We start from the raw sequence: 19,385 nt of genomic DNA on the forward strand, positions 1-19,385 counted from the left end.
CTTTTCCTAGTTTGTATTGGAAATGGAAAGAAGGGGAATGTATGTTAGAAGTAAATATCCGTTCTGCTGGATATGAAATAGGTGAAAAAACAATTCATGATATTGCCTTTTCGATTGAGCAAGGCGAATTAGTTGCTCTTATTGGCGCAAATGGTGCCGGGAAAAGTACAACGATTAAAACGATGCTCGGGTTACTTGTAAATGTGGATGGTGAAATATCATTTGGCGAGAAGAAAAATCCGTATGCATATGTGCCAGAACACCCGACGTATTATGATTATTTAACGCTTTGGGAACATATTGAATTATTAATGGCTGCTCGCGAGAACGAAGCCGGAAGCTGGGAACGGAAAGCTGAAGAGTTATTACATATGTTTCGAATGGATAAGCATAAACATGAGTATTTATCAAAGTTTTCAAAAGGGATGAAACAAAAATCGATGCTTATATTAGCATTTTTAACTGAACCAGATTTTTATATCATTGACGAACCTTTTATCGGTTTAGATCCGGTAGCTACGAAAGAGTTTTTAAGTTATTTATATAAAGAAAAAGAACGCGGGGCAGGAATTTTACTTTGTACGCACGTATTAGATACAGCTGAAAGAATTTGCGAAAGATTTTTACTCATCTCTCAAGGTACATTAGTCGCAGATGGCCATTTAGAGGCAATTCAAACGTTAGCAGAAAGGCCAGGAAGTTCATTATTAGACTGTTTTGATGTAATTGTAAGGCGTGAACAACATGATTAAAAAACAATTTTATAAAAGATTATGCCATGAACTAGGGCGGAAATGGAAGTCCATACGTTCTATAACGGATTGGACGGTTGCGCTATATATTGTTATTCCAGCATTTATATTTATGGGGATTTATTATCGTTCACTATGGACGGAAGAATTATCGATGGGAGAGACTGTTTATTTCGGATTAAGTCTACTCGCATTTTATGCGATTACATATGGAAGAGGAGTTCGCTCATTTTTTGAGCAAGCGGATAGTTTATTTTTAATTTCGTACCCCGCTCACATGCAAAAATTAATCCAGTATGGCATGACATATACGTTTATTCGAATAGCAATAACGAATGTAGTAGTTGTTGTTGCGATGTTACCAGTGTTGATGAAAAGTATTGGAGTGACGAAGATACAAGTCGTATTATTTTGGCTATTCTTTACTGTATTTCGATTTTTGTTGGCGTTATTAACGAGATTTATTCATGTACGTGTGGGGAAACGATGGCTACTATGGATTATAAAAAATGTAATATTTTCTATAAGTCTATCCTTTTTTGGATTGAGTTTGTTTCTTATTTATAAAAATCCATTGTATTCTATACTAAGTATCGGTCTAACAGTGTTTCTAATTATCATATTGATAAAAGAAAAATTAAATTATAAAAATTGCTTTTTTAAAGAAGTTGAGAGAGAAAAAGAAGAAAGTATGCGCTGGACGAGTCGGATTATACAAGTTGGTGGTCATACAGCTAAACCGAGTAGTTCGAATAAAAAGGCGTGGATGTTTCCATGTTCTAAAAAGTTTTTAGGGAAGAAAAAGGATTCTCGTATTGTTGAATCCTTTTTAAAAGAATTTTTCCGTACAAGTAGTGCGCGAATATTTTATATTCAAATTGTATGTATAAGTACTGTTAGTATTATTATGAGTCCGAAGTGGATTGCCGCTATTATTCTTGCATTTGCTTTATTTGCAATTTCCCGTTATGCGCGCGACTATTGGAATGAGTTTACGAACAAAATGTTTCTTCATTTATATTGTGATGAAGGCAAATTACTCTTGTTAAGATGGAAGACAGATCGCTATTTATTGTTTCCAGTAATACTTTTGTATGGAATAGTTATACTTTCTCATTTTTATTTATTGCCAGCTGTAATTGCCGGGATTATTTTTATAGTATTAATTGGTTGGATAGTATTCTTACCATAGAAAAAAGAGCCGAAAAATGGCTCTTTTTTCTAATCCGTAACACATTGATAAATAAAATATACTAAAACGAGTATGCTTGCGGCGGAATACATGACATCTAAAGTCATCGGATCTCCTCCTCATTGTTGTTGTATTTTATTGTATGAAATCTTACAATTTCATATTCAAGTGAAAAATATGTGAACGTTAACAAAATTGTAAAGTGCAAAAATTACAATCATTTTGTATAATAGAGAAAACAACCGTTATATAAAATATAATGAGTGAAAGGGGAGGAAACATACATGCCAAATTGGTTTAGAAAAACCTTAGTCGCATTAATTACCGTATTTACATTTGGTTTAGTGACGCCTCCTTCCATATTGCTTGATAATGCCAAAGCTGCGGACAAGCCTACGAGCACAGCTGGGCAACAAAATTTGGAGAGTACGTCCTATACATATGAAGAAACGAATGACAGGTTAACCACCGATACTTTTATTACGTATGCAATGCAAGAAGCAGAGAAGCAGTCGATGCAAAAGTTTGGAACTAAAATTGGTCCAGTAATTGAAGATGAATTTAAAGATGTAATATTACCGAAAATTGAAGAGGCAATTGCTGAGCTTGCCAATGATGTACCAGAAGATTCACTACAATCATTAGCGATTTCCCAAAAACCAGCTGGTGGGAATAATGAAAAAATCTTTCACGTTTATGACACGAAATCAGGAAATGACTTATTGCGATTTCATGTAAGGAGAGATCATCCACCGCAAGATGGTTACTATTTTAATTTCCACTATCACCGTTTTGATGATGGGTACTCTGGACACCATGAGTTAGGGAATATTTATTGGAATACGAATGTACCACCAAAGTGGCTTTCTTAAAAAGAACAAGAGAAAATCTTGTTCTTTTTTTATGTGTATAGAAGGGTAAGACAACGGCGGTGTTGAATAAAATAGGTTTAGCAAAAAGAAGAAAAGGGAGTATGGGAATGCAAAAATATATTGTTTTTGACTTTGATGGCACATTAGTAGATTCACAAAATATATTTGTACCAATCTATAATCAAATTGCTAAAAAGCACGGATATAAAACGGTAAAGGAAGAAGAAATTGAGTATTTACGTAAATTAACGATGCCAGAGAGATGTAAACAACTCGATGTACCATTGTATAAACTACCGATATTAGCACTGGAGTTTTATAAATTGTATCAACCTGCCATAAAAGATCTTATTTTGTTCCATGGGATGAAGGATGTATTAGATGAGTTACATAAAAAAGGCTACGGAATTGCAGTCATATCATCCAACTCAGAAGAGCATATTCGGGCATTTTTACACAATAATAATATAGAAAATATACAAGAAGTATATTGTTCTAAAAATTTGTTCGGTAAAGATAAAATGATAAAAAGATTTTTAAAATCGAAAAAAATAACTGAGCAAGATATGTTATACGTCGGTGACGAACAGCGAGACGTAGCAGCGTGTAAAAAGGCTGGGGTGAACGTAATATGGGTATCTTGGGGATATGATGTCATTGAAACAGTGAAAAAAGATGCACCAGATTATATGGTCAATACACCGATGGAAATTGTGCAAGTAGTACAAGGAGCGTATTCTTAATAGGAATAAACTTCGAGCAGGCATTCATCATATGTAATTTTGGGTAGCGTATACACCAAATGTAGAAATGTAAGGGGGAATATACATGAAAACAATTACAACATGGCAAAACAATATACAAATAGTAAAAGATGCAGCGAATATTGTAGAAATTTCTAAAGGTTTTTCACCGGATAAAAAATATATAGTTACGACAATTGATAATGAAAAATATTTGTTACGGATTGGCGATATACAAGAGTATGAAAGAAGGAAAATAGAGTTTCAAATTTTAAATGAAATGGCAAAACGTAACGTACAGGCACAAAGGCCGATTGAAATAGGTATATTGGAAGAAGAAGGTGTATGCTATAGTATTTTTTCATATTTAGAAGGGGAAGATGCGAAGAAGCTATTGCCTACGTATACACCAAAAAAACAATATGAAATTGGCATAGAGGCAGGAAAAGATTTAGCAAAAATGCATACATATGAAGCTCCTAATGATACACTTCCATGGTATGAAAGAGCCATGAAAAAACATCAAAAATATGTAGAGGCATACAAAACATGCGGAATAAAAATAAAAAATGATGATAAAATCATTAAGTTTATTGATGAAAATGAAATGTATTTACAAAATCGCCCCAATCAATTTCAACACGATGATTTTCATTTAGAAAATATAATTGTACGGGATGGGAAATATGTAGGTGTTGTTGATTTTAATGGTTATGATTGGGGCGACCCACTTCATGATTTTGTAAAAATAGCACTATTTGCAAGAGACATTAGTATTCCGTATTCAATCGGACAAATAGAAGGATACTTTAATGGGAGAATACCAGAGGAGTTTTGGAAATTATATGCGGTATACGTAGGTATGACAGTGTTCTCATCAGTTGTATGGACATTACGAGCAGCACCACATATGTTAGATGATACGCTAGAGCGTCTTACTGTAGTTTTAGAGGATCATAAAGACTTTGAGCTATTAAAGCCAATTTGGTTTCAACCAGAAAAAATTGATATAAAAAAATAAAAGGCAGGTGTGAATCACATCTGCCTTTTATTTTTTACCATTCTTCGTTTTGAAGTAGTTGCAATGCTAATTTTAAATCCACATCTTCTTGTATATGTTCCGGAGTCCATGGGATATGTATATGTGGTTGTATACCAATTCCGGACATTCCTTCGCCTTTATCTATAATTGAAAGTCGTGAAGTAGGGTAGTAAAGAACGAATGTATCAGCCCATTCCATTACTGCTAAATTAGAATAATCATTTACACCAGCAGTAGGACGACCTATTACTTTTACTTTCAATGATTTTTTTGCAACTTCTACAAAAGAATCGCCAGAACTCCCACATGTAACATCTGTTAATATAACTACTCTACTAGGTGATTTTCGTCCGTGTATTTTTAATGATTGAAGTTCTTTTGGTAAACTAGAAGTATTAAATGTAACGAATCCTTTTTTATAATTCTTTTTTAAATCTTGAATAAACATATTAGTGAATAATTTGGAAAGTTCGTCTAAAGAATCATAATCTTCCCTTTCGATGTCTTTCATACGTAAATGAAAGTTTCGTTCTGTATGATTTAATTGCATTGTTTCTGAAGAATCGAAAAGAGAAATTTCTTTGTCTTCAAATAAGTAAGGAAGTAGGTTGAAAAATGCATCATCACTCCCGCCACGATTTAATCGCACATCTATGATTAAATTCGGAAAAGCATTAAGCTCCTCTTTGTGTGAGTCTAATAATGTATTGATAGCTTCAGCATTTGCGAAGTCCGTCAAAGTAATTAAGAGTGTATTTTTATTACATTTTTCTATTGAATATATAGGTGTATATTTGCTCTGTTTATACTTTTGTAAAGTAATTGTGTGGGTCAATCCATTTTCATCTATAAGTGTACAATTTGAAAACTTTGATAAAACATATCCCCATTTTTCACGTTCATATGAATTCTCATTTAAATACTTCTTATATTTTATTAATAAATCAGGGATTTTCATATTGTCTAATGCAAGGATAGCTTGTCCTTTTTTTACTCTTTTTTCAGCTGAAGTAGATGTAATATATAAGCGATCTTCGTATCTTTTCACTTGGAAGCCCACATTGTTAAGAGGTTGATCGCTAGTGCTAATTTTGAAAAACATATGATTGTCTTTATAGTCTAGTAAGTAGTCATTTACAATTTCAGTAAAGCGTACTGGTGTTAGTTCTCCTTGTTCCTCTAGTTTCTCGATTGAATGTAAATAAGTAGTGGGATCGTCCCATCCTTTCTTATCTATACAGCCTGAATAATCGTGATGAGTAATTGAAACAACTTCTTTGAAAATTTCTGTGTACATAGCTTTTCCTCCAGATAATTTAATTAGATAAATAATAGAATTCGGTATCCTTTATGTATTATCCTTTTTACATAGAGAAAAGGGGAATAGAGGGAAGAGTTATCGTCCCTCTATTAAAATATTTATTTTGTTTTCTTAAATGCAAGTGGCTGAGTACTAAGTGTAGCTGGCACATGTAACTGAAGCGATGGAAATTCACCACTCACATTCATTTCATAAGCGAATAATAAACTCATTTTCATTTGGAATAAATCAACTTTTGCAGAAAAGATGTCGTAATGATGATGCGTTAATTGAATGTCCATCTCCATAAATTGTACAAATAACGAATCATCTCGTTTGTATACTTGTAATGTTCCGTATGCAGGGTGTTCAAAAGTACCAGTATAATCCTCTAACTTGTGCGAAGGTGTAGTCCCTTTCATTTGTTCTGGGAGGGATTCAGTTGCTTCTTTCATCATTTCCTTCATTTTTTCAGTATCTTCTACAGCACGTTTATGCCAATCAATGGATTCTAATTCAAGTAGTTCGTCATAAATTTGATTAGCGAGATAAGTAGGAAGTAATGTTCCTCCAGCATTCGTTAAAATGACAAGGCCTATGTTTTCTGTTGGTATGAATGAAACAAGCGCTGAAAATCCATCGATATTACCGCCATGATGAATCACTTTTTTACCACGATAAGCGCTAATAAACCAACCAAGACCGTAACTATTTAATGGAGATTCAGGGAGTGATAAAACCGGTTGGTCTGGAATGGAATTGTGTGGTGTATACATTTGTTGTAATAATTCAGAGGAGATTAATTCATGATCTCCAAATTTTCCTTCATTTAAGTGAAGAAGTACCCAATTTGCCATATCTTTAATTGTAGAATTGATACAACCAGCAGCGCCAACGGTATCAATGTTGCGGAATGGAACTTCTTTTATTTCACCGTCATTTTCAATGTAAGGTAAAGCGTATTCATCTGTCGTTTGTGAATCGGTAACAGAGAAGTTTGTATGTCTCATATTTAAAGGTTCTAAAATATGTTCTGTAGTGTATTGCTCCCACGTTTGATTCGTTATGTTTTCTACAATATAGCTAATTGTCGCATACATTAAGTTGTTATATAGAAATGATGTGCGGAACGGTGCATCAAGTGGTAAATGTTTTATTTTTTCAACGAGATCTTTTCGAGATAAGGAAGAGCTGTACCAAAGGGCATCATGACGACTTACCCCGGTACGATGAGAAGCTAAATCTCGTCCTGTAACTTGTGAACTAGCAAGTAGTTCAGATAAAGAGAAGTTAGGTATATAAGACTGGACAGGAGTATCCCAATTAAACCTTTTTTGCTGTGCTAACAAACTTAATGAAAGTGTGCCAAAAGCTTTCGTTGAGGAACCAATTGCGAACAAAGTACGCGGTGTAACTGGTTCTTTTGTCTCTAAATTTCGATAGCCAAATCCTTCTGAAATAATAACTTCACCGTCTTTTATAATAGCTACAGCAGCTCCCGGAACGTTTAAATCCTTCATCATTTTTTCAACCGTTTTTTGTAAAGAAGTCATAACAGGCGTTTCAATTTTAGACATACTTCTAACCTCCAAATATAATTTTTGTTCTACCGCACTATACTTTCGGTAATAGAAAATAAAAACCTTTATAAATATGGAAAGTTAATAATTTTGTAAGGATGAATGAAATTATTATTTATTTAGAATTTTGTTTTTATTATAATTAATTTAAATTAATATTTAGAAAAGATGGTGAAGAAGTGTGCTAATAATAAAGAAATTGCGCTGTGATAATAAAAATAATCCGATAGGTATAGATTCGAAAGTTGTTAAAATTAGTTGGCAACTCGAGTCGAGTAACCGAAATGTAAAACAACTTGCGTATCAATTGCAGGTTGCGAAGGATAAAGAGTTTCAAACTATAGTATTCGATTCGCAGAAGGTAGAGACAGATCAAAGTTTATATATACCAATCAATTCGTTTTCATATAGTAGGGAAACACGCTATTTTTACCGAGTGAAGGCATGGGATAATCATGAAGAAGAGTCAGCTTGGTCAGAAGTAGCATTTTGGGAGACTGGATTACAAGGGCAAGATAATTGGAGCGGGAACTGGATTGCTGCGAAAAAAGAGCGCACGAAGGTAATGTCTTTTAATAAAAGCTTTTCTATTAAAAAATTAGTTGAAAAAGCACGTTTATATATCACTAGTTTAGGATTATACGAGGCTTCTATAAATGGAGAGCGTATTGGAGATTGTTATTTTACCCCAGGATGGACAAGTTATGATAAGAGAGTGTTGTATCAAACGTATGATATAACGCATGTATTAAAGATTGGTCAAAATGATATTTCCGCAATGGTAGGAAATGGGTGGTATAAAGGGCCGATTACTATGCATCATGTACGTAATTATTACGGGAGAAGGAGAGCGATAATTGCTCAAGTACATATCACGTATAAAGATGGAACGAAAGAAAAAATTGTAACAGATGAAACATGGAAAGTAACTCCAAGCCCTATTTTGTATTCGGAAATTTATGAAGGAGAAGTTTATGACGCTAGGCTAGAAGAAAGTGATCAAGAGCTAGAAGATGTTGAAGTAATTGAGCATGCCAAACAAATAATTGTTGCACAGGAAAATGAAGCGATTCGTAAAATGAAAATTATAAAACCAATCGCTATTTCAAAACTACCAAATCATGAATGGCTTATTGATATGGGACAAAATATGGTAGGTTGGGTTCGGTTTAAAGTCCGTCATGTTTATACTGGACAAAAGATAGAATTGCATCATGCTGAAATATTAAATAAAGACGGTAGTTTTTATAATGGAAATCTCCGCAAGGCAAAACAAAAAATAGTGTATATAGCAAAAGGAGAGGAAGAGGAAACGTTTGAACCTCATTTTACCTACCAAGGCTTTAGGTATGTGAAAATAAGTGGATTAACCCAGCCGCCTCAAATAGCAGATTTTGAAGGGTGTGTATTACATACAGATATGGAAAAAGCGACAGCATTTGAAACGTCTAATCCATTAATCAATCAACTTCATCATAATGTGGAGTGGTCTCAAAGAGGGAACTTCTTTGATGTACCAACAGATTGTCCGCAGCGAGACGATCGACTTGGATGGACAGGAGATGCACAAATGTTCATTGGGACGGCTACACAAATTATGAATGTGCAATCGTTCTTTAAAAAGTGGCTCCAAGATTTATCATTAGACCAAAATGTTAACGGAGCAGTGCCGTTAGTTATTCCAGATGCATTTGGGAAAAGACCGGACTTTGATTTAGATACTTCTGGCGGTTGGGGCGATGCAGCAATTATTTGTCCATGGGTTCATTATTTACATTACGGAGATGTATCCATTTTAAAAGAACAATATGACAGTATGAAGAAGTATATAGATTACATACGTTCACAAGGTGAAAATGAGTATTTATGGGATACAGGCTATCATTTAGGGGATTGGCTCGCATTAGATACGAAACCTGATGTATATGAAGGCGGAACAGACAAGCATTTTATTGCGACAGCTTATTATGCGTATTCTACATCGCTTTTACGAAAGGTTGCTGAGATTTTAGGTGAAAATACAGATGCTAAGTTTTATGCAGAGCTACATGGAAATATTGTTCAAGCGTTTCAAAATGAATTCGTTACACCGAATGGTAGGTTAATTTCAAATACACAAACAGCCCACATATTAGTACTTCTTTTTGAATTAGTGAAAGATAATATGAAGGAGAAAGTATTTAATCGCTTAATTGAGCTTTTAAAAGAAAATAAAAATCATTTAACAACAGGTTTTATAGGAACACCGTATTTAAATTTAATATTAAGCAAGTTTAACCGTCATGACCTTGCTTGTAAGCTTCTATTTCATGAAGATTATCCATCATGGTTATACCAAGTGAAACAAGGTGCCACAACGATTTGGGAACATTGGGATGGTGTGAAAGAGGATGGAGCCCTTTGGAATGATAGTATGAATTCGTACAATCATTACGCATATGGTTCTATCGTTGAATGGATATACCGATATATTATTGGATTAGAAGTGGATGAAACAAAACCAGCATATAAACATTTTTATATTCAGCCTCATTTTAATTCTAATCTAGATTGGGTTTGTATTAAGCGTGAAACAGCATATGGGGAAATTAAAATTGATTGGCGTGTAGAACATGGACAAGCAGTATTAAACGTTGATGTGCCAACAAATACATCTGCTACATTACGAATAGTGGAAGATGATTGGAGGTCAAGTGATATGCCTGAAATGAAATTAGGTTCAGGCGCATATGAATTTAGATTTTGTAAGAACATACAGAAGTAGAATTTTGTTAAGTATAGAAATGTTTTTTTATAAATTTAGTTTGTTCAATCTGTTAGCATTAAATTTATGATAAAATCCATATAGACTAGAGATTTGAAAGAAGGTTTTTCTACATATGAAACATGCTGAAAATGAATACTTAAATTTATGCCGCCATGTAATGGAGCATGGTACGAAGAAAGAAGACCGTACAGGGACAGGCACTGTATCTGTATTTGGATATCAAATGCGTTTTGATCTAAGTAAAGGTTTTCCTTTATTAACAACAAAGAGAGTGCCGTTTCGACTTGTAGCAAGTGAGCTACTTTGGTTTATGAAAGGTGATACAAATATTCGTTATTTATTGCAGCATAATAACAACATTTGGAATGAATGGGCATTTAAGAGTTGGGTAGAAAGTGACGAGTATACGGGTCCTGACATGACTGATTTCGGTCTTCGCTCACAACAAGATGAGGAATTTAAAGTTCAGTACGATGAGCAAATGGAATTGTTTAAAAAGAACGTTTTAGAAGATGATGACTTCTCAAATAAATATGGTTATTTAGGAGACGTATACGGTAAGCAGTGGCGTGCTTGGAAAACGACAGCTGGTGAGACGCTTGATCAATTAAAAGATGTAATTGAAATGATTAAAAAAACGCCAGATTCACGTCGCCTAATTGTATCTGCTTGGAATCCTGAAGATGTACCAAGTATGGCATTACCACCTTGTCATACGTTATTTCAGTTTTATGTAGCAGACGGTAAACTTTCTTGTCAGCTATATCAAAGAAGTGGTGATATATTCCTTGGAATTCCATTTAACATTGCAAGTTACTCGTTACTAACACATTTAATTGCACATGAATGCGGACTTGAAGTGGGAGAATTTGTTCATACAATTGGAGATGCCCACATTTATACGAATCATTTTGAGCAAGTAGAAAAGCAATTGGCGCGTGAACCACGTCCGTTCCCAAAACTTACATTAAATCCAGATGTGAAATCTGTGTTTGATTTTGAAATGGAAGATTTAACGATTGAAGGATATGATCCACACCCAGCAATTAAAGCACCGGTTGCAGTGTAATTGTAGAGGAGATGAAAAGATGATAGTTTCATTTATGGTCGCAATGGACGAGAATAGAGTAATTGGTAAAGATAATAATTTACCTTGGCGTTTACCGAGTGAATTACAATATGTAAAGAAAACAACGATGGGTCATTCGCTTATTATGGGAAGAAAAAACTATGAAGCGATTGGTAGACCGCTGCCTGGAAGACGTAATATTATTGTAACTCGTAATGAAGGGTATCATGTTGAAGGCTGTGAAGTAGCACATTCTGTAGAAGAAGTGTTTGAGCTATGCAAAAATGAAGAAGAGATCTTTATTTTTGGCGGAGCGCAAATTTATGATCTCTTTTTACCTTACGTAGACAAGTTATATATAACAAAAATCCATCATGCATTTGAAGGAGATACATTCTTCCCAGAAATGGATATGACAAATTGGAAAGAAATTTTTGTTGAAAAAGGTTTAACGGATGAAAAAAATCCGTATACGTACTATTATCATGTATATGAGAAGCAACAATAGTAAAAAAGATTGATGTGAAAATTCACATCAATCTTTTTATTTGTATCCATCAATATAGGTTTAAAGATGAGATTCGATAGTGCTATAATGAATGGTAGCATGTAAAAATGCTAAAATTTTCAAGAGTATTAAGATAGAAAGAGGAGGAGAATCGATTGAGAAAGGTATGGGGGATTCTTTTTCTTTGCTTAACATTCATGTTAGTCGGATGTGGTAAAGAAGAAAAACCACAAGAAGCATTTGATACATATGCAAAAGCATGGAATAAACAAAAATTTGCAGAAATGTATGATCAATTGTCAGAAAAGGCGAAAAAAGATATTTCAAAGAAAGAATTCACTGAGAAATATGAAAAAATTTATTCTGGCATTGAAGTGAAAGACTTAAAAGTAGAAGCAGGAGAAGTAAAAGAAGATAAAAAAGATGAAGGTCCTGTTCCTTTTAAAGTAAGCATGGATACTGTTGGTGGTAAAATCAATTTTGCCCATGAAGCAAAAATGGTGAAAGAAAAGGATGGAGATAAAGAATCTTGGAAAATAGATTGGACTCCTGATTTTATATTCCCAGGTATGACGAAAGATAGTAAAGTGCGTATGCAAACGACAGAGCCGAAGCGCGGAGAAATATATGACCGTAACGGTAAATATCTTGCGGTAAATGGTAAAGCTTCTGAAATCGGATTGATTCCTGAAAAATTAGGGGATGCAGCTCCGCAAACGAAAGAAACGGTAGCGAAGTTACTAAATATGGCTGTCGAAGAAATTGACCAAAAACTAGCAGCTAAATGGGTAAAACCAAATTACCTTGTACCAATTGGAATATTGCCTGAAGGAGCAACACAAAATACGTACATAGATTTACCTGGTGTTGCAACAAAGCCAGTAAATGTTCGCTCATATCCATTGGGAGAAGAAGCCGCACATCTTACTGGCTATATTGGAAAAGTGAATGCTGAAGATTTAAAAACGTTACAAAAGAAAGGTTATCAAGCAGATGATCCAGTAGGTAAAGCTGGTTTAGAGCAAGTACTGGAAGAAAAGCTACGCGGTAAAAAAGGTGGTCGTGTCTTCGTAGAAGATGCACAAGGAAAAGAAATTAAAAATTTAGCAAAAACAGATGCTGTTGATGGAGAAAATGTAACTTTAACGATTGACAGTGCAGTTCAAACCGAAATTTATAATGAAATGAAAAATGAGGTAGGATCAAGTGCAGCAATTAATCCAAAGACTGGAGAAACACTTGCACTTGTGAGCACGCCAGCTTATAACCCAAATACCCTTACAAGAGGGGCGTCAAAAGCGCAACGTGATGCGGTAAATAATGATCCGAAAAAACCGATGACGAATCGATTTACACAATTATCAGTTCCAGGATCTGTATTTAAGCCGATTACAGCTGCAATCGGTCTTGAAACGAAAACAATTGATCCAAAAGAAGAGTTAAAAATTGAAGGATTAAAATGGACAAAAGATTCTTCTTGGGGTAATTATTATGTAACACGTGTAAAAGATGCAAATCCGATTGATTTTGATAAGGCGATGAAATACTCGGATAATATTTATTTCGCACAAGAAGCTTTGAAGATCGGGAAAGATAAATTTATGAGTGAAGCGAAAAAATTCGGATTCGATGAGAAATTACCAATTGAATATGGATTCCCAGCTTCTAAAATCGCAAATGATGGTATTAAAAATGATATTCAAATGGCAGACACAGGGTATGGACAAGGACAAGTATTAATGACGCCACTCCATCTAGCATTAACGTACGCACCAATTGTTAATGAAGGAAACATACCTTCTCCATATATAATTAAAACAGATAAGCAACCAAAAGCTTGGAAAGAGAATGTAATTTCAAAAGGCAATCAGGATATATTAAAAACTGCTATGACGAAAGTAATTAATGATCCAGATGGTACTGGGAAAATTGCTAAAATTGATGGCATGACTCTTGCTGGAAAAACAGGTACAGCGGAATTAAAAGTATCAAAAGAGGCTGAAGGAAAAGAATTAGGCTGGTTCGCTGCATTTGATTTAAATTCACCAGATATGGTTATTACTATGATGATTGAAGATGTAAAAGGTAGAGGCGGAAGTAATATTCCAGCTGAAAAAGTAAAACATGTATTTCAAAAATAATATGTAATAAAAGGTTAGCTCTATAATTTGTAGAGCTAACCTTTTTCTATGAAGGAATCCTTAATATCTGTATACTGAATTTTAAGGAAACAAAACAAATCATTAACTTACGAAAAAAAAGTAGCTATTTTTTATTGACATCGAACGAAACTTTTCGTATTATACTTACATAAGGTAAGTTATTTACTTTCAAATTATAAATCTCAAATTAAAGATAAAATGTAGAAAAGGGAGAGAATACAATGACAAAAGTACTATTTATTACAGCAAATCCAAATTCAGCAGAAGGTTCTTTCGGAATGGCAGTAGGGGAAGCTTTCATCGAAGCTTATAAAAACGAACATCCACAAGATGAAGTTGTAACAATTGATTTATTCAATACTACAGTACCAGCAATCGATGCAGATGTATTCGCTGCTTGGGGTAAATTTGCAGCAGGTGAAGGATTTGAAGCTTTAACTGAAGCTCAACAACAAAAAGTTGCAGCAATGAACACAAACTTAGAAACATTTATGCATGCAGATCGTTATGTATTTGTAACTCCAATGTGGAACTTTAGCTATCCACCAGTAGTAAAAGCATACTTAGATAACTTAGCAATTGCAGGTAAAACATTCAAGTATACTGAAAATGGTCCAGTTGGCTTATTAGAAGGTAAAAAAGCACTTCACATTCAAGCGACAGGTGGCGTTTATTCTGAAGGAGCATACGCAGCTGTAGACTTCGGCCGCAATCACTTAAAAACAGTATTAGGATTTATTGGTGTAAATGAAACTGAATATATTGCAGTTGAAGGTATGAATGCAAACCCTGAAAAAGCACAAGAAATTAAAGAAGCAGCAATTGCTAATGCTCGTGAATTAGCAAAACGTTTCTAATATAGAATGGTTAAAAAGTCCAAACACTTGTTGTTTGGACTTTTTTTCTTCTTTTTCCTTCGTTTGTCTAGTATAATGAAGGTCGGAATGATAATAGGTGGGGGTTCTGTATGATTCAAACGTTTTTTAAAATCTTTTATTTAATTTTAATCGTAATTGCGATTACACCAAGAATGTGGCGTCTTAAAAGACAAGTAAATACGATGTCGCCACAAGAAAAAGATAACGCTGTGTACAAAACGACAAATTGGTTTGGTAAGAAAATGGTGCGCGTAGCTGGGGGAACAGTAGAAGTTAAAGGACTTGAAAATGTTCCGAAAGATAAGCCGGTACTAGTTGTAAGTAATCACCAGAGTAATATGGATATCCCTGTTTTACTAGGTTATTTAAATAAACCAATTGGCTTCGTTTCAAAAGCGGAGATTAAAAAGTTTCCAGTTGTACCAACTTGGATGGAACTTATGAATTGTGTATTTATGGATCGTAGCGATCGTCGCCAATCACTTCAAGCGATTAAAGATGGAATTGAACTATTGAAGAATGGACATTCTATCGTAATTTTCCCTGAAGGAACGAGAAGTAAGGGTGGCGAAATTGGAGAGTTTAAGGCTGGGAGTTTTCATCTTGCTGTAAAATCTGGTGTAGCAATCTTACCTGTAACATTAGATGGGACATATAAAATGTTTGAAGCGAATGGAAATCGTATGAAGCGAGCTCGTGCAACAGTAACAATTTCTAAGCCGATTACACCTGAAGAGTATGCGACTATGGATATTAAAGAGTTAACGAAGTATACACAGGATGTTATCGCATCACAATTACATAAGTAATAAAAAAGGTTTCAGCTTACATTAAGCTGAAACCTTTTTTATGATGCTGTAGGTAGGACGTAAAAGAGTACGCAGAAGAACATCATCGCACTACCACCTAATACGAAAAGATGCCAAATGGCATGGTTGAAAGGTAACTTTTCCCAAAGAAAGAATATAGCTCCTACAGAATATAAAATTCCACCTGCTAAAAGTAGTGAAAAACCATGTCCAGTTAGATTTTCATAAAGTGGTTTAATAGCAACGATTATGAGCCATCCCATTATGATATAACATAGCGTCGATGCCTTAATAAAGCGACGTACAAAGAAAATTTTGAAGATGATACCTCCGATTGCTAGTGTCCATATAATTGCGAGTAACGTCCAACCTAATGGTCCACGAAGCGTAATAAGTAAAAAAGGAGTATATGTGCCAGCGATTAATAAATAAATGGCTGAGTGATCTAGTATAGTAAATAATTTTTCTACTTTTGGATGGTGAATGCTATGTAACAATGTCGAAAACAAGTACAGTAAGAACATGCTTACACCGTAAACCGTAAATGCAACAACAGCAGATGCGGTACCATGCTTAGAGGCATGAATAATCAATATGATTAAGGCAGGGATGCTTAAAATGGCACCGATACCATGTGTAATTGCATTTGCAATTTCTTCTTTCACAAATTGTGTCATTCGTGTCATTTTTTCAGTCATAATGGTAATCCTTTCTACTATCATAAAATAATATGTCTTTTCCCTTACCATATCATACACAAGGGCAATAGAAAATGAAATTTGTATAATTGATTATATTTTTGAATTTTTTTGACAAAAGTCAATGGATTTGTTGACGTTTTCAAACTTTTTTGACAAAATAAAATTATGTAATAGTAGGACAAGGAATCTACTAATAAAGGGGATGGAGAAATGTTTTCAAATATTGGCTTTCCAGGATTAATTTTAATTTTAGTAGCTGTACTTATTTTATTTGGGCCGAAAAAATTGCCGGAAATCGGAAAGGCTTTAGGGGAAACGTTAAAAGAATTCAAAAAATCAACGAAAGAATTGACTGATGATGCATTTCAAGAGAAGGAAAAGAAAGAAAAAATGTAATGAATTTTCTTCGAAATGGATAAATAAAGTGTGGTGAACGAGATGGAAGATCGGGAAATGAGTGTAGTAGAACATATAGTTGAGCTTCGCAAACGAGTAATATATACCGTGTTATCCTTTGTACTATTTTTAATTGTTGGGTTTACTTTTACGAAGGATATTTATTTTTGGCTTGTAAAAGACTTACCAATGAAATTAACTGTTCTCGGTCCAAGTGATGTATTGTGGATTTTTTTCTCGATTGCTACAGTATTTGCTATCGTTTGTACAATTCCTTTTGCTGCTATACAAATTTGGTTATTTGTAAAACCGGGTTTACATCCAAATGAACAAAAGATGACGTTAATGTATATACCGGTATTGTCTATATTATTTATTGCAGGTTTATGCTTTGGATATTTCGTTGTAATGCCGTTTTTATTTCATTTTTTAACTACTATAGGTAATGAAATGTTTAATACGATGTTTACGACAGAAAAGTATTTTCATTTTGTTCTTAATTTAACAGTTCCATTTGCTGTAATTTTTGAATTACCAGTAGTAGTAATGTTTTTAACGAGTATTGGACTATTGACGGCGGAATTTCTAATAAAAATAAGAAGGTATGCTTACGTAGCATTGATTATCATTGCATCGTGTATATCACCGCCAGATTTTTTATCACATAGTTTAGTTGCGGTACCGCTTATTTGTATTTATGAAATTAGTATCGCTTTATCAAAGATTGTTAATAAGCGAAAAAAGAAAAGAGAAGAAGAAATTCAGTCGAAAAGTGCCTCGTTATAAAGGCACTTTTTTTATCCCACTTTAATGGGCAGTAAGACCCCCACCTCAAAATTTAGCGAAAGCAAAGAAGTTAGGTGGGGGCCGGGCTGCCCATAAAAGTCCGATTGGTTCAACTAATAATCAGTGGGGGCTGAAGAAAACCCCCACTGATTAAAGTTTCACTTTATTTATTTGTTATACTCTAGTTATAAACGTATACAATATAGAGAAGAAAAAAATTATAGAATCTCCAAAATTTAGACAAACTTTGCGCTTTTATAAGTTTATACTGAATATATTAAGCAATATACGGATAACGAGTCCTTGTCTTATTAGGAATTTAGGATGGGGGATGGATTAGGTGAAGATGAATAGAGTATAAATCTTTTAACCATAAGGACTACAGAGATTGTCTAAGGATACTTTTGTATTCATGGGAGTCGCCACTTTAAACAACGTGTTACAGCGTAAAGTAGAAGAAGTTCAAAAATCCAATGAAAAAGAGGATTGATATTGTGATTACGAAAAGTTTTTATTTCACTCATTCAACAGGGGAGTGTATTAAAATATTTGAAATCCCTGTCCTACAAGCGCAGCATCCATTATCGTTTCTAATACAGTCTCGTCTTCAATTATTTATTGCAAAAATTCAAAAACAAAAGCACCCAAGATTTTCGTATTCTTTCCGTGAATATTTACAAAATTGTTTGAAGTGGAATGATTATTTAAATGTATATAAAACAAATACTCTTGAAAAAAATGCATGATATAGAGTGGGGACAGGGTTAAGAGCTCTGTCTTTTTCATTTTAGATATAAAAATATAATTAATTTAATGAAATTTCGTTTCAAATTGTTGAAAGCAATGGGAATACTAGTATAATAACAAGGAGAGCGTATTGGAAAGGGAAGAATATAATATGCAAAAAATTAAAATTGTAACAGATTCAACGGCAGATTTATCACAAGAGGTAATTGAGAAATATGACATTCATGTTCTACCATTATCAATCTCTGTAAATGGACAAACATATTTAGATCGCGTTGATCTACAACCAGATGAATTTATTGAAGAAATGATTAAATCAGAGGAACTACCAAAAACATCACAACCAGCAATGGGTACATTTGTAGAAATGTATGACAAGTTAGGTGAAGATGGAAGTGAAGTACTTTCCATTCATATGACAAGTGGAATGAGTGGTACTGTGGCAACTGCAAATAGTGCTGCATCAATGACCGACACAAAAGTAACAGTTGTTGATTCGCAATTTATTACACATGCTTTAGCATATCAAGTAGTTGAAGCTGCGAAAATGGCAAATGAAGGACGCTCACTAGAAGAAATTTTAAAACGTGTAGATGAAGTAAGGAAGAATACTCGTTTATATGTAGTAGTAGATACATTAGAAAACTTAGTGAAGGGTGGGCGTATCGGTAAAGGAAAAGCGTTTATCGGTTCGTTGCTTAATATAAAACCAATTGCTAGCCTTGAAGATGGTGTTTATAACCCTGTAACGAAAGTGCGTAGCCAAGGTCAAATTGTAAAAACGTTAGCTAAGTTATTTGAGGAAGATACAGCTGGGAAAGTTATAAAAGCTGTGGCAATTCCGCATGCGAAAGCAATTCCTTTAGCTGAAAATGTAAAAGCGGCTGTTGAAAAAGTAAGTGGATTTGCTAAATCAGAAATTTTCTTTACAACGCCTATTATTAGTACTCATACAGGTCCGGGTGCAATCGGATTTATGTATTTAGCAGAGTAATAAAAAAGCTACTTGAAATTTATTTCAAGTAGCTTTTTTATGTGAATAGAAAGTAAGAAATAAGAAGGGCTATACAGGCACTCCCGC

Annotated in this window: 18 protein-coding genes; 15 read left to right on the forward strand and 3 right to left on the reverse strand. The window is 34.1% G+C overall.

Features of this window, described 5'->3' with window-relative positions; all coding sequences use genetic code 11:
- Window positions 1-41: 41 nt before the first annotated feature.
- From MKY00_RS11230 to MKY00_RS11250, 5 genes are all read left to right on the forward strand, one after another.
- Window positions 42-752, forward strand: a complete 711-nt coding sequence (locus MKY00_RS11230; RefSeq protein WP_016717374.1) for an ABC transporter ATP-binding protein — start codon at window positions 42-44, stop codon at window positions 750-752.
- On the forward strand, window positions 745-1,944 hold the full coding sequence (locus MKY00_RS11235; RefSeq protein ID WP_016717375.1) for an ABC transporter permease: 1,200 nt from the start codon (window positions 745-747) through the stop codon (window positions 1,942-1,944). Before MKY00_RS11230 ends, MKY00_RS11235 begins: the two co-directional genes overlap by 8 nt.
- 284 nt (window positions 1,945-2,228) lie before the next feature.
- Window positions 2,229-2,816 carry a YpjP family protein gene (locus tag MKY00_RS11240; protein WP_001134412.1) on the forward strand — a complete coding sequence of 196 codons (588 nt, stop codon included), beginning with the start codon at window positions 2,229-2,231 and terminating at the stop codon, window positions 2,814-2,816.
- A 107-nt stretch (window positions 2,817-2,923) separates the two neighbouring features.
- Entirely contained in the window at window positions 2,924-3,559 is a 636-nt protein-coding gene (locus MKY00_RS11245; protein ID WP_029141114.1) for an HAD family hydrolase, read from the forward strand.
- Between the two features lie 85 nt (window positions 3,560-3,644).
- A complete protein-coding gene (locus MKY00_RS11250; RefSeq protein WP_016717377.1) occupies window positions 3,645-4,580 on the forward strand; it encodes an aminoglycoside phosphotransferase family protein in 936 nt (311 codons plus the stop codon).
- Window positions 4,581-4,614: 34 nt separating this feature from the next.
- Here the strand turns inward: MKY00_RS11250 and MKY00_RS11255 are convergent, their stop codons facing one another.
- Both MKY00_RS11255 and MKY00_RS11260 read right to left on the reverse strand, forming a co-directional pair.
- Entirely contained in the window at window positions 4,615-5,898 is a 1,284-nt protein-coding gene (locus tag MKY00_RS11255) for a S41 family peptidase (protein WP_016717378.1), read from the reverse strand.
- Between the two features lie 122 nt (window positions 5,899-6,020).
- On the reverse strand, window positions 6,021-7,478 hold the full coding sequence (locus MKY00_RS11260; RefSeq protein WP_016717379.1) for a serine hydrolase: 1,458 nt from the start codon (window positions 7,476-7,478) through the stop codon (window positions 6,021-6,023).
- A gap of 184 nt (window positions 7,479-7,662) precedes the next feature.
- Here MKY00_RS11260 and MKY00_RS11265 point away from each other — a divergent pair, with 184 nt between their 5' ends.
- The 6 genes from MKY00_RS11265 (at window position 7,663) to MKY00_RS11290 (ending at window position 15,674) form a co-directional block, all read left to right on the forward strand.
- Window positions 7,663-10,245 carry an alpha-L-rhamnosidase gene (locus MKY00_RS11265; protein ID WP_016717380.1) on the forward strand — a complete coding sequence of 861 codons (2,583 nt, stop codon included), beginning with the start codon at window positions 7,663-7,665 and terminating at the stop codon, window positions 10,243-10,245.
- Between the two features lie 115 nt (window positions 10,246-10,360).
- Window positions 10,361-11,317 (forward strand): thymidylate synthase, encoded by a 957-nt coding sequence (locus MKY00_RS11270; RefSeq protein ID WP_000679600.1) that lies wholly within the window; start codon window positions 10,361-10,363, stop codon window positions 11,315-11,317.
- Between the two features lie 19 nt (window positions 11,318-11,336).
- The gene (locus MKY00_RS11275) at window positions 11,337-11,825 is read left to right on the forward strand and encodes a dihydrofolate reductase (RefSeq protein ID WP_014893782.1); all 489 of its coding nucleotides are present in this window, start codon (window positions 11,337-11,339) and stop codon (window positions 11,823-11,825) included.
- A gap of 155 nt (window positions 11,826-11,980) precedes the next feature.
- Window positions 11,981-13,966 carry a penicillin-binding protein 3 gene (pbpC, locus tag MKY00_RS11280; RefSeq protein WP_016717381.1) on the forward strand — a complete coding sequence of 662 codons (1,986 nt, stop codon included), beginning with the start codon at window positions 11,981-11,983 and terminating at the stop codon, window positions 13,964-13,966.
- A 242-nt stretch (window positions 13,967-14,208) separates the two neighbouring features.
- Window positions 14,209-14,844, forward strand: coding sequence for an FMN-dependent NADH-azoreductase (locus MKY00_RS11285; protein ID WP_000170016.1), 636 nt, complete (start codon window positions 14,209-14,211; stop codon window positions 14,842-14,844).
- 110 nt (window positions 14,845-14,954) lie between these two features.
- Window positions 14,955-15,674 (forward strand): lysophospholipid acyltransferase family protein, encoded by a 720-nt coding sequence (locus tag MKY00_RS11290; RefSeq protein ID WP_000616585.1) that lies wholly within the window; start codon window positions 14,955-14,957, stop codon window positions 15,672-15,674.
- A 38-nt stretch (window positions 15,675-15,712) separates the two neighbouring features.
- Here the strand turns inward: MKY00_RS11290 and trhA are convergent, their stop codons facing one another.
- Complete coding sequence (gene trhA / locus MKY00_RS11295) at window positions 15,713-16,372, reverse strand: PAQR family membrane homeostasis protein TrhA (RefSeq protein WP_000136895.1); 660 nt, start codon at window positions 16,370-16,372, stop codon at window positions 15,713-15,715.
- A 213-nt stretch (window positions 16,373-16,585) separates the two neighbouring features.
- Between trhA and MKY00_RS11300 the strand changes: the two genes are divergently transcribed.
- The 4 genes from MKY00_RS11300 (at window position 16,586) to MKY00_RS11315 (ending at window position 19,298) form a co-directional block, all read left to right on the forward strand.
- Window positions 16,586-16,771 (forward strand): twin-arginine translocase TatA/TatE family subunit, encoded by a 186-nt coding sequence (locus MKY00_RS11300; protein ID WP_000492443.1) that lies wholly within the window; start codon window positions 16,586-16,588, stop codon window positions 16,769-16,771.
- Between the two features lie 42 nt (window positions 16,772-16,813).
- Window positions 16,814-17,557 carry a twin-arginine translocase subunit TatC gene (gene tatC, locus MKY00_RS11305; protein ID WP_000390138.1) on the forward strand — a complete coding sequence of 248 codons (744 nt, stop codon included), beginning with the start codon at window positions 16,814-16,816 and terminating at the stop codon, window positions 17,555-17,557.
- 494 nt (window positions 17,558-18,051) lie between these two features.
- Entirely contained in the window at window positions 18,052-18,303 is a 252-nt protein-coding gene (locus MKY00_RS11310; RefSeq protein WP_000629015.1) for a DUF2535 family protein, read from the forward strand.
- Window positions 18,304-18,455: 152 nt separating this feature from the next.
- Window positions 18,456-19,298: a DegV family protein gene (locus tag MKY00_RS11315; protein ID WP_011040282.1), complete on the forward strand. Its 843-nt coding sequence runs from the start codon at window positions 18,456-18,458 to the stop codon at window positions 19,296-19,298.
- The last annotated feature ends 87 nt before the right edge of the window (window positions 19,299-19,385 follow it).

The sequence above is a fragment of the Bacillus sp. FSL R9-9834 genome (assembly GCF_038006905.1).
Classification (GTDB): Bacteria; Bacillota; Bacilli; order Bacillales; family Bacillaceae_G; genus Bacillus_A; species Bacillus_A pacificus.

What these genes read in the sequence shown, in the direction of transcription:
- MKY00_RS11250 (WP_016717377.1), top strand. Translation starts at nt 3,645, where the DNA reads ATGAAAACAATTACAACATGGCAAAACAATATACAAATAGTAAAAGAT.
- MKY00_RS11285 (WP_000170016.1), top strand. Translation starts at nt 14,209, where the DNA reads ATGACAAAAGTACTATTTATTACAGCAAATCCAAATTCAGCAGAAGGT.
- MKY00_RS11300 (WP_000492443.1), top strand. Translation starts at nt 16,586, where the DNA reads ATGTTTTCAAATATTGGCTTTCCAGGATTAATTTTAATTTTAGTAGCT.
- tatC (WP_000390138.1), top strand. Translation starts at nt 16,814, where the DNA reads ATGGAAGATCGGGAAATGAGTGTAGTAGAACATATAGTTGAGCTTCGC.
- MKY00_RS11315 (WP_011040282.1), top strand. Translation starts at nt 18,456, where the DNA reads ATGCAAAAAATTAAAATTGTAACAGATTCAACGGCAGATTTATCACAA.
- MKY00_RS11275 (WP_014893782.1), top strand. Translation starts at nt 11,337, where the DNA reads ATGATAGTTTCATTTATGGTCGCAATGGACGAGAATAGAGTAATTGGT.
- MKY00_RS11255 (WP_016717378.1), bottom strand. Translation starts at nt 5,898, where the DNA reads ATGTACACAGAAATTTTCAAAGAAGTTGTTTCAATTACTCATCACGAT.
- MKY00_RS11290 (WP_000616585.1), top strand. Translation starts at nt 14,955, where the DNA reads ATGATTCAAACGTTTTTTAAAATCTTTTATTTAATTTTAATCGTAATT.
- MKY00_RS11235 (WP_016717375.1), top strand. Translation starts at nt 745, where the DNA reads ATGATTAAAAAACAATTTTATAAAAGATTATGCCATGAACTAGGGCGG.
- MKY00_RS11270 (WP_000679600.1), top strand. Translation starts at nt 10,361, where the DNA reads ATGAAACATGCTGAAAATGAATACTTAAATTTATGCCGCCATGTAATG.
- MKY00_RS11230 (WP_016717374.1), top strand. Translation starts at nt 42, where the DNA reads ATGTTAGAAGTAAATATCCGTTCTGCTGGATATGAAATAGGTGAAAAA.
- MKY00_RS11245 (WP_029141114.1), top strand. Translation starts at nt 2,924, where the DNA reads ATGCAAAAATATATTGTTTTTGACTTTGATGGCACATTAGTAGATTCA.
- trhA (WP_000136895.1), bottom strand. Translation starts at nt 16,372, where the DNA reads ATGACTGAAAAAATGACACGAATGACACAATTTGTGAAAGAAGAAATT.
- MKY00_RS11260 (WP_016717379.1), bottom strand. Translation starts at nt 7,478, where the DNA reads ATGTCTAAAATTGAAACGCCTGTTATGACTTCTTTACAAAAAACGGTT.
- MKY00_RS11240 (WP_001134412.1), top strand. Translation starts at nt 2,229, where the DNA reads ATGCCAAATTGGTTTAGAAAAACCTTAGTCGCATTAATTACCGTATTT.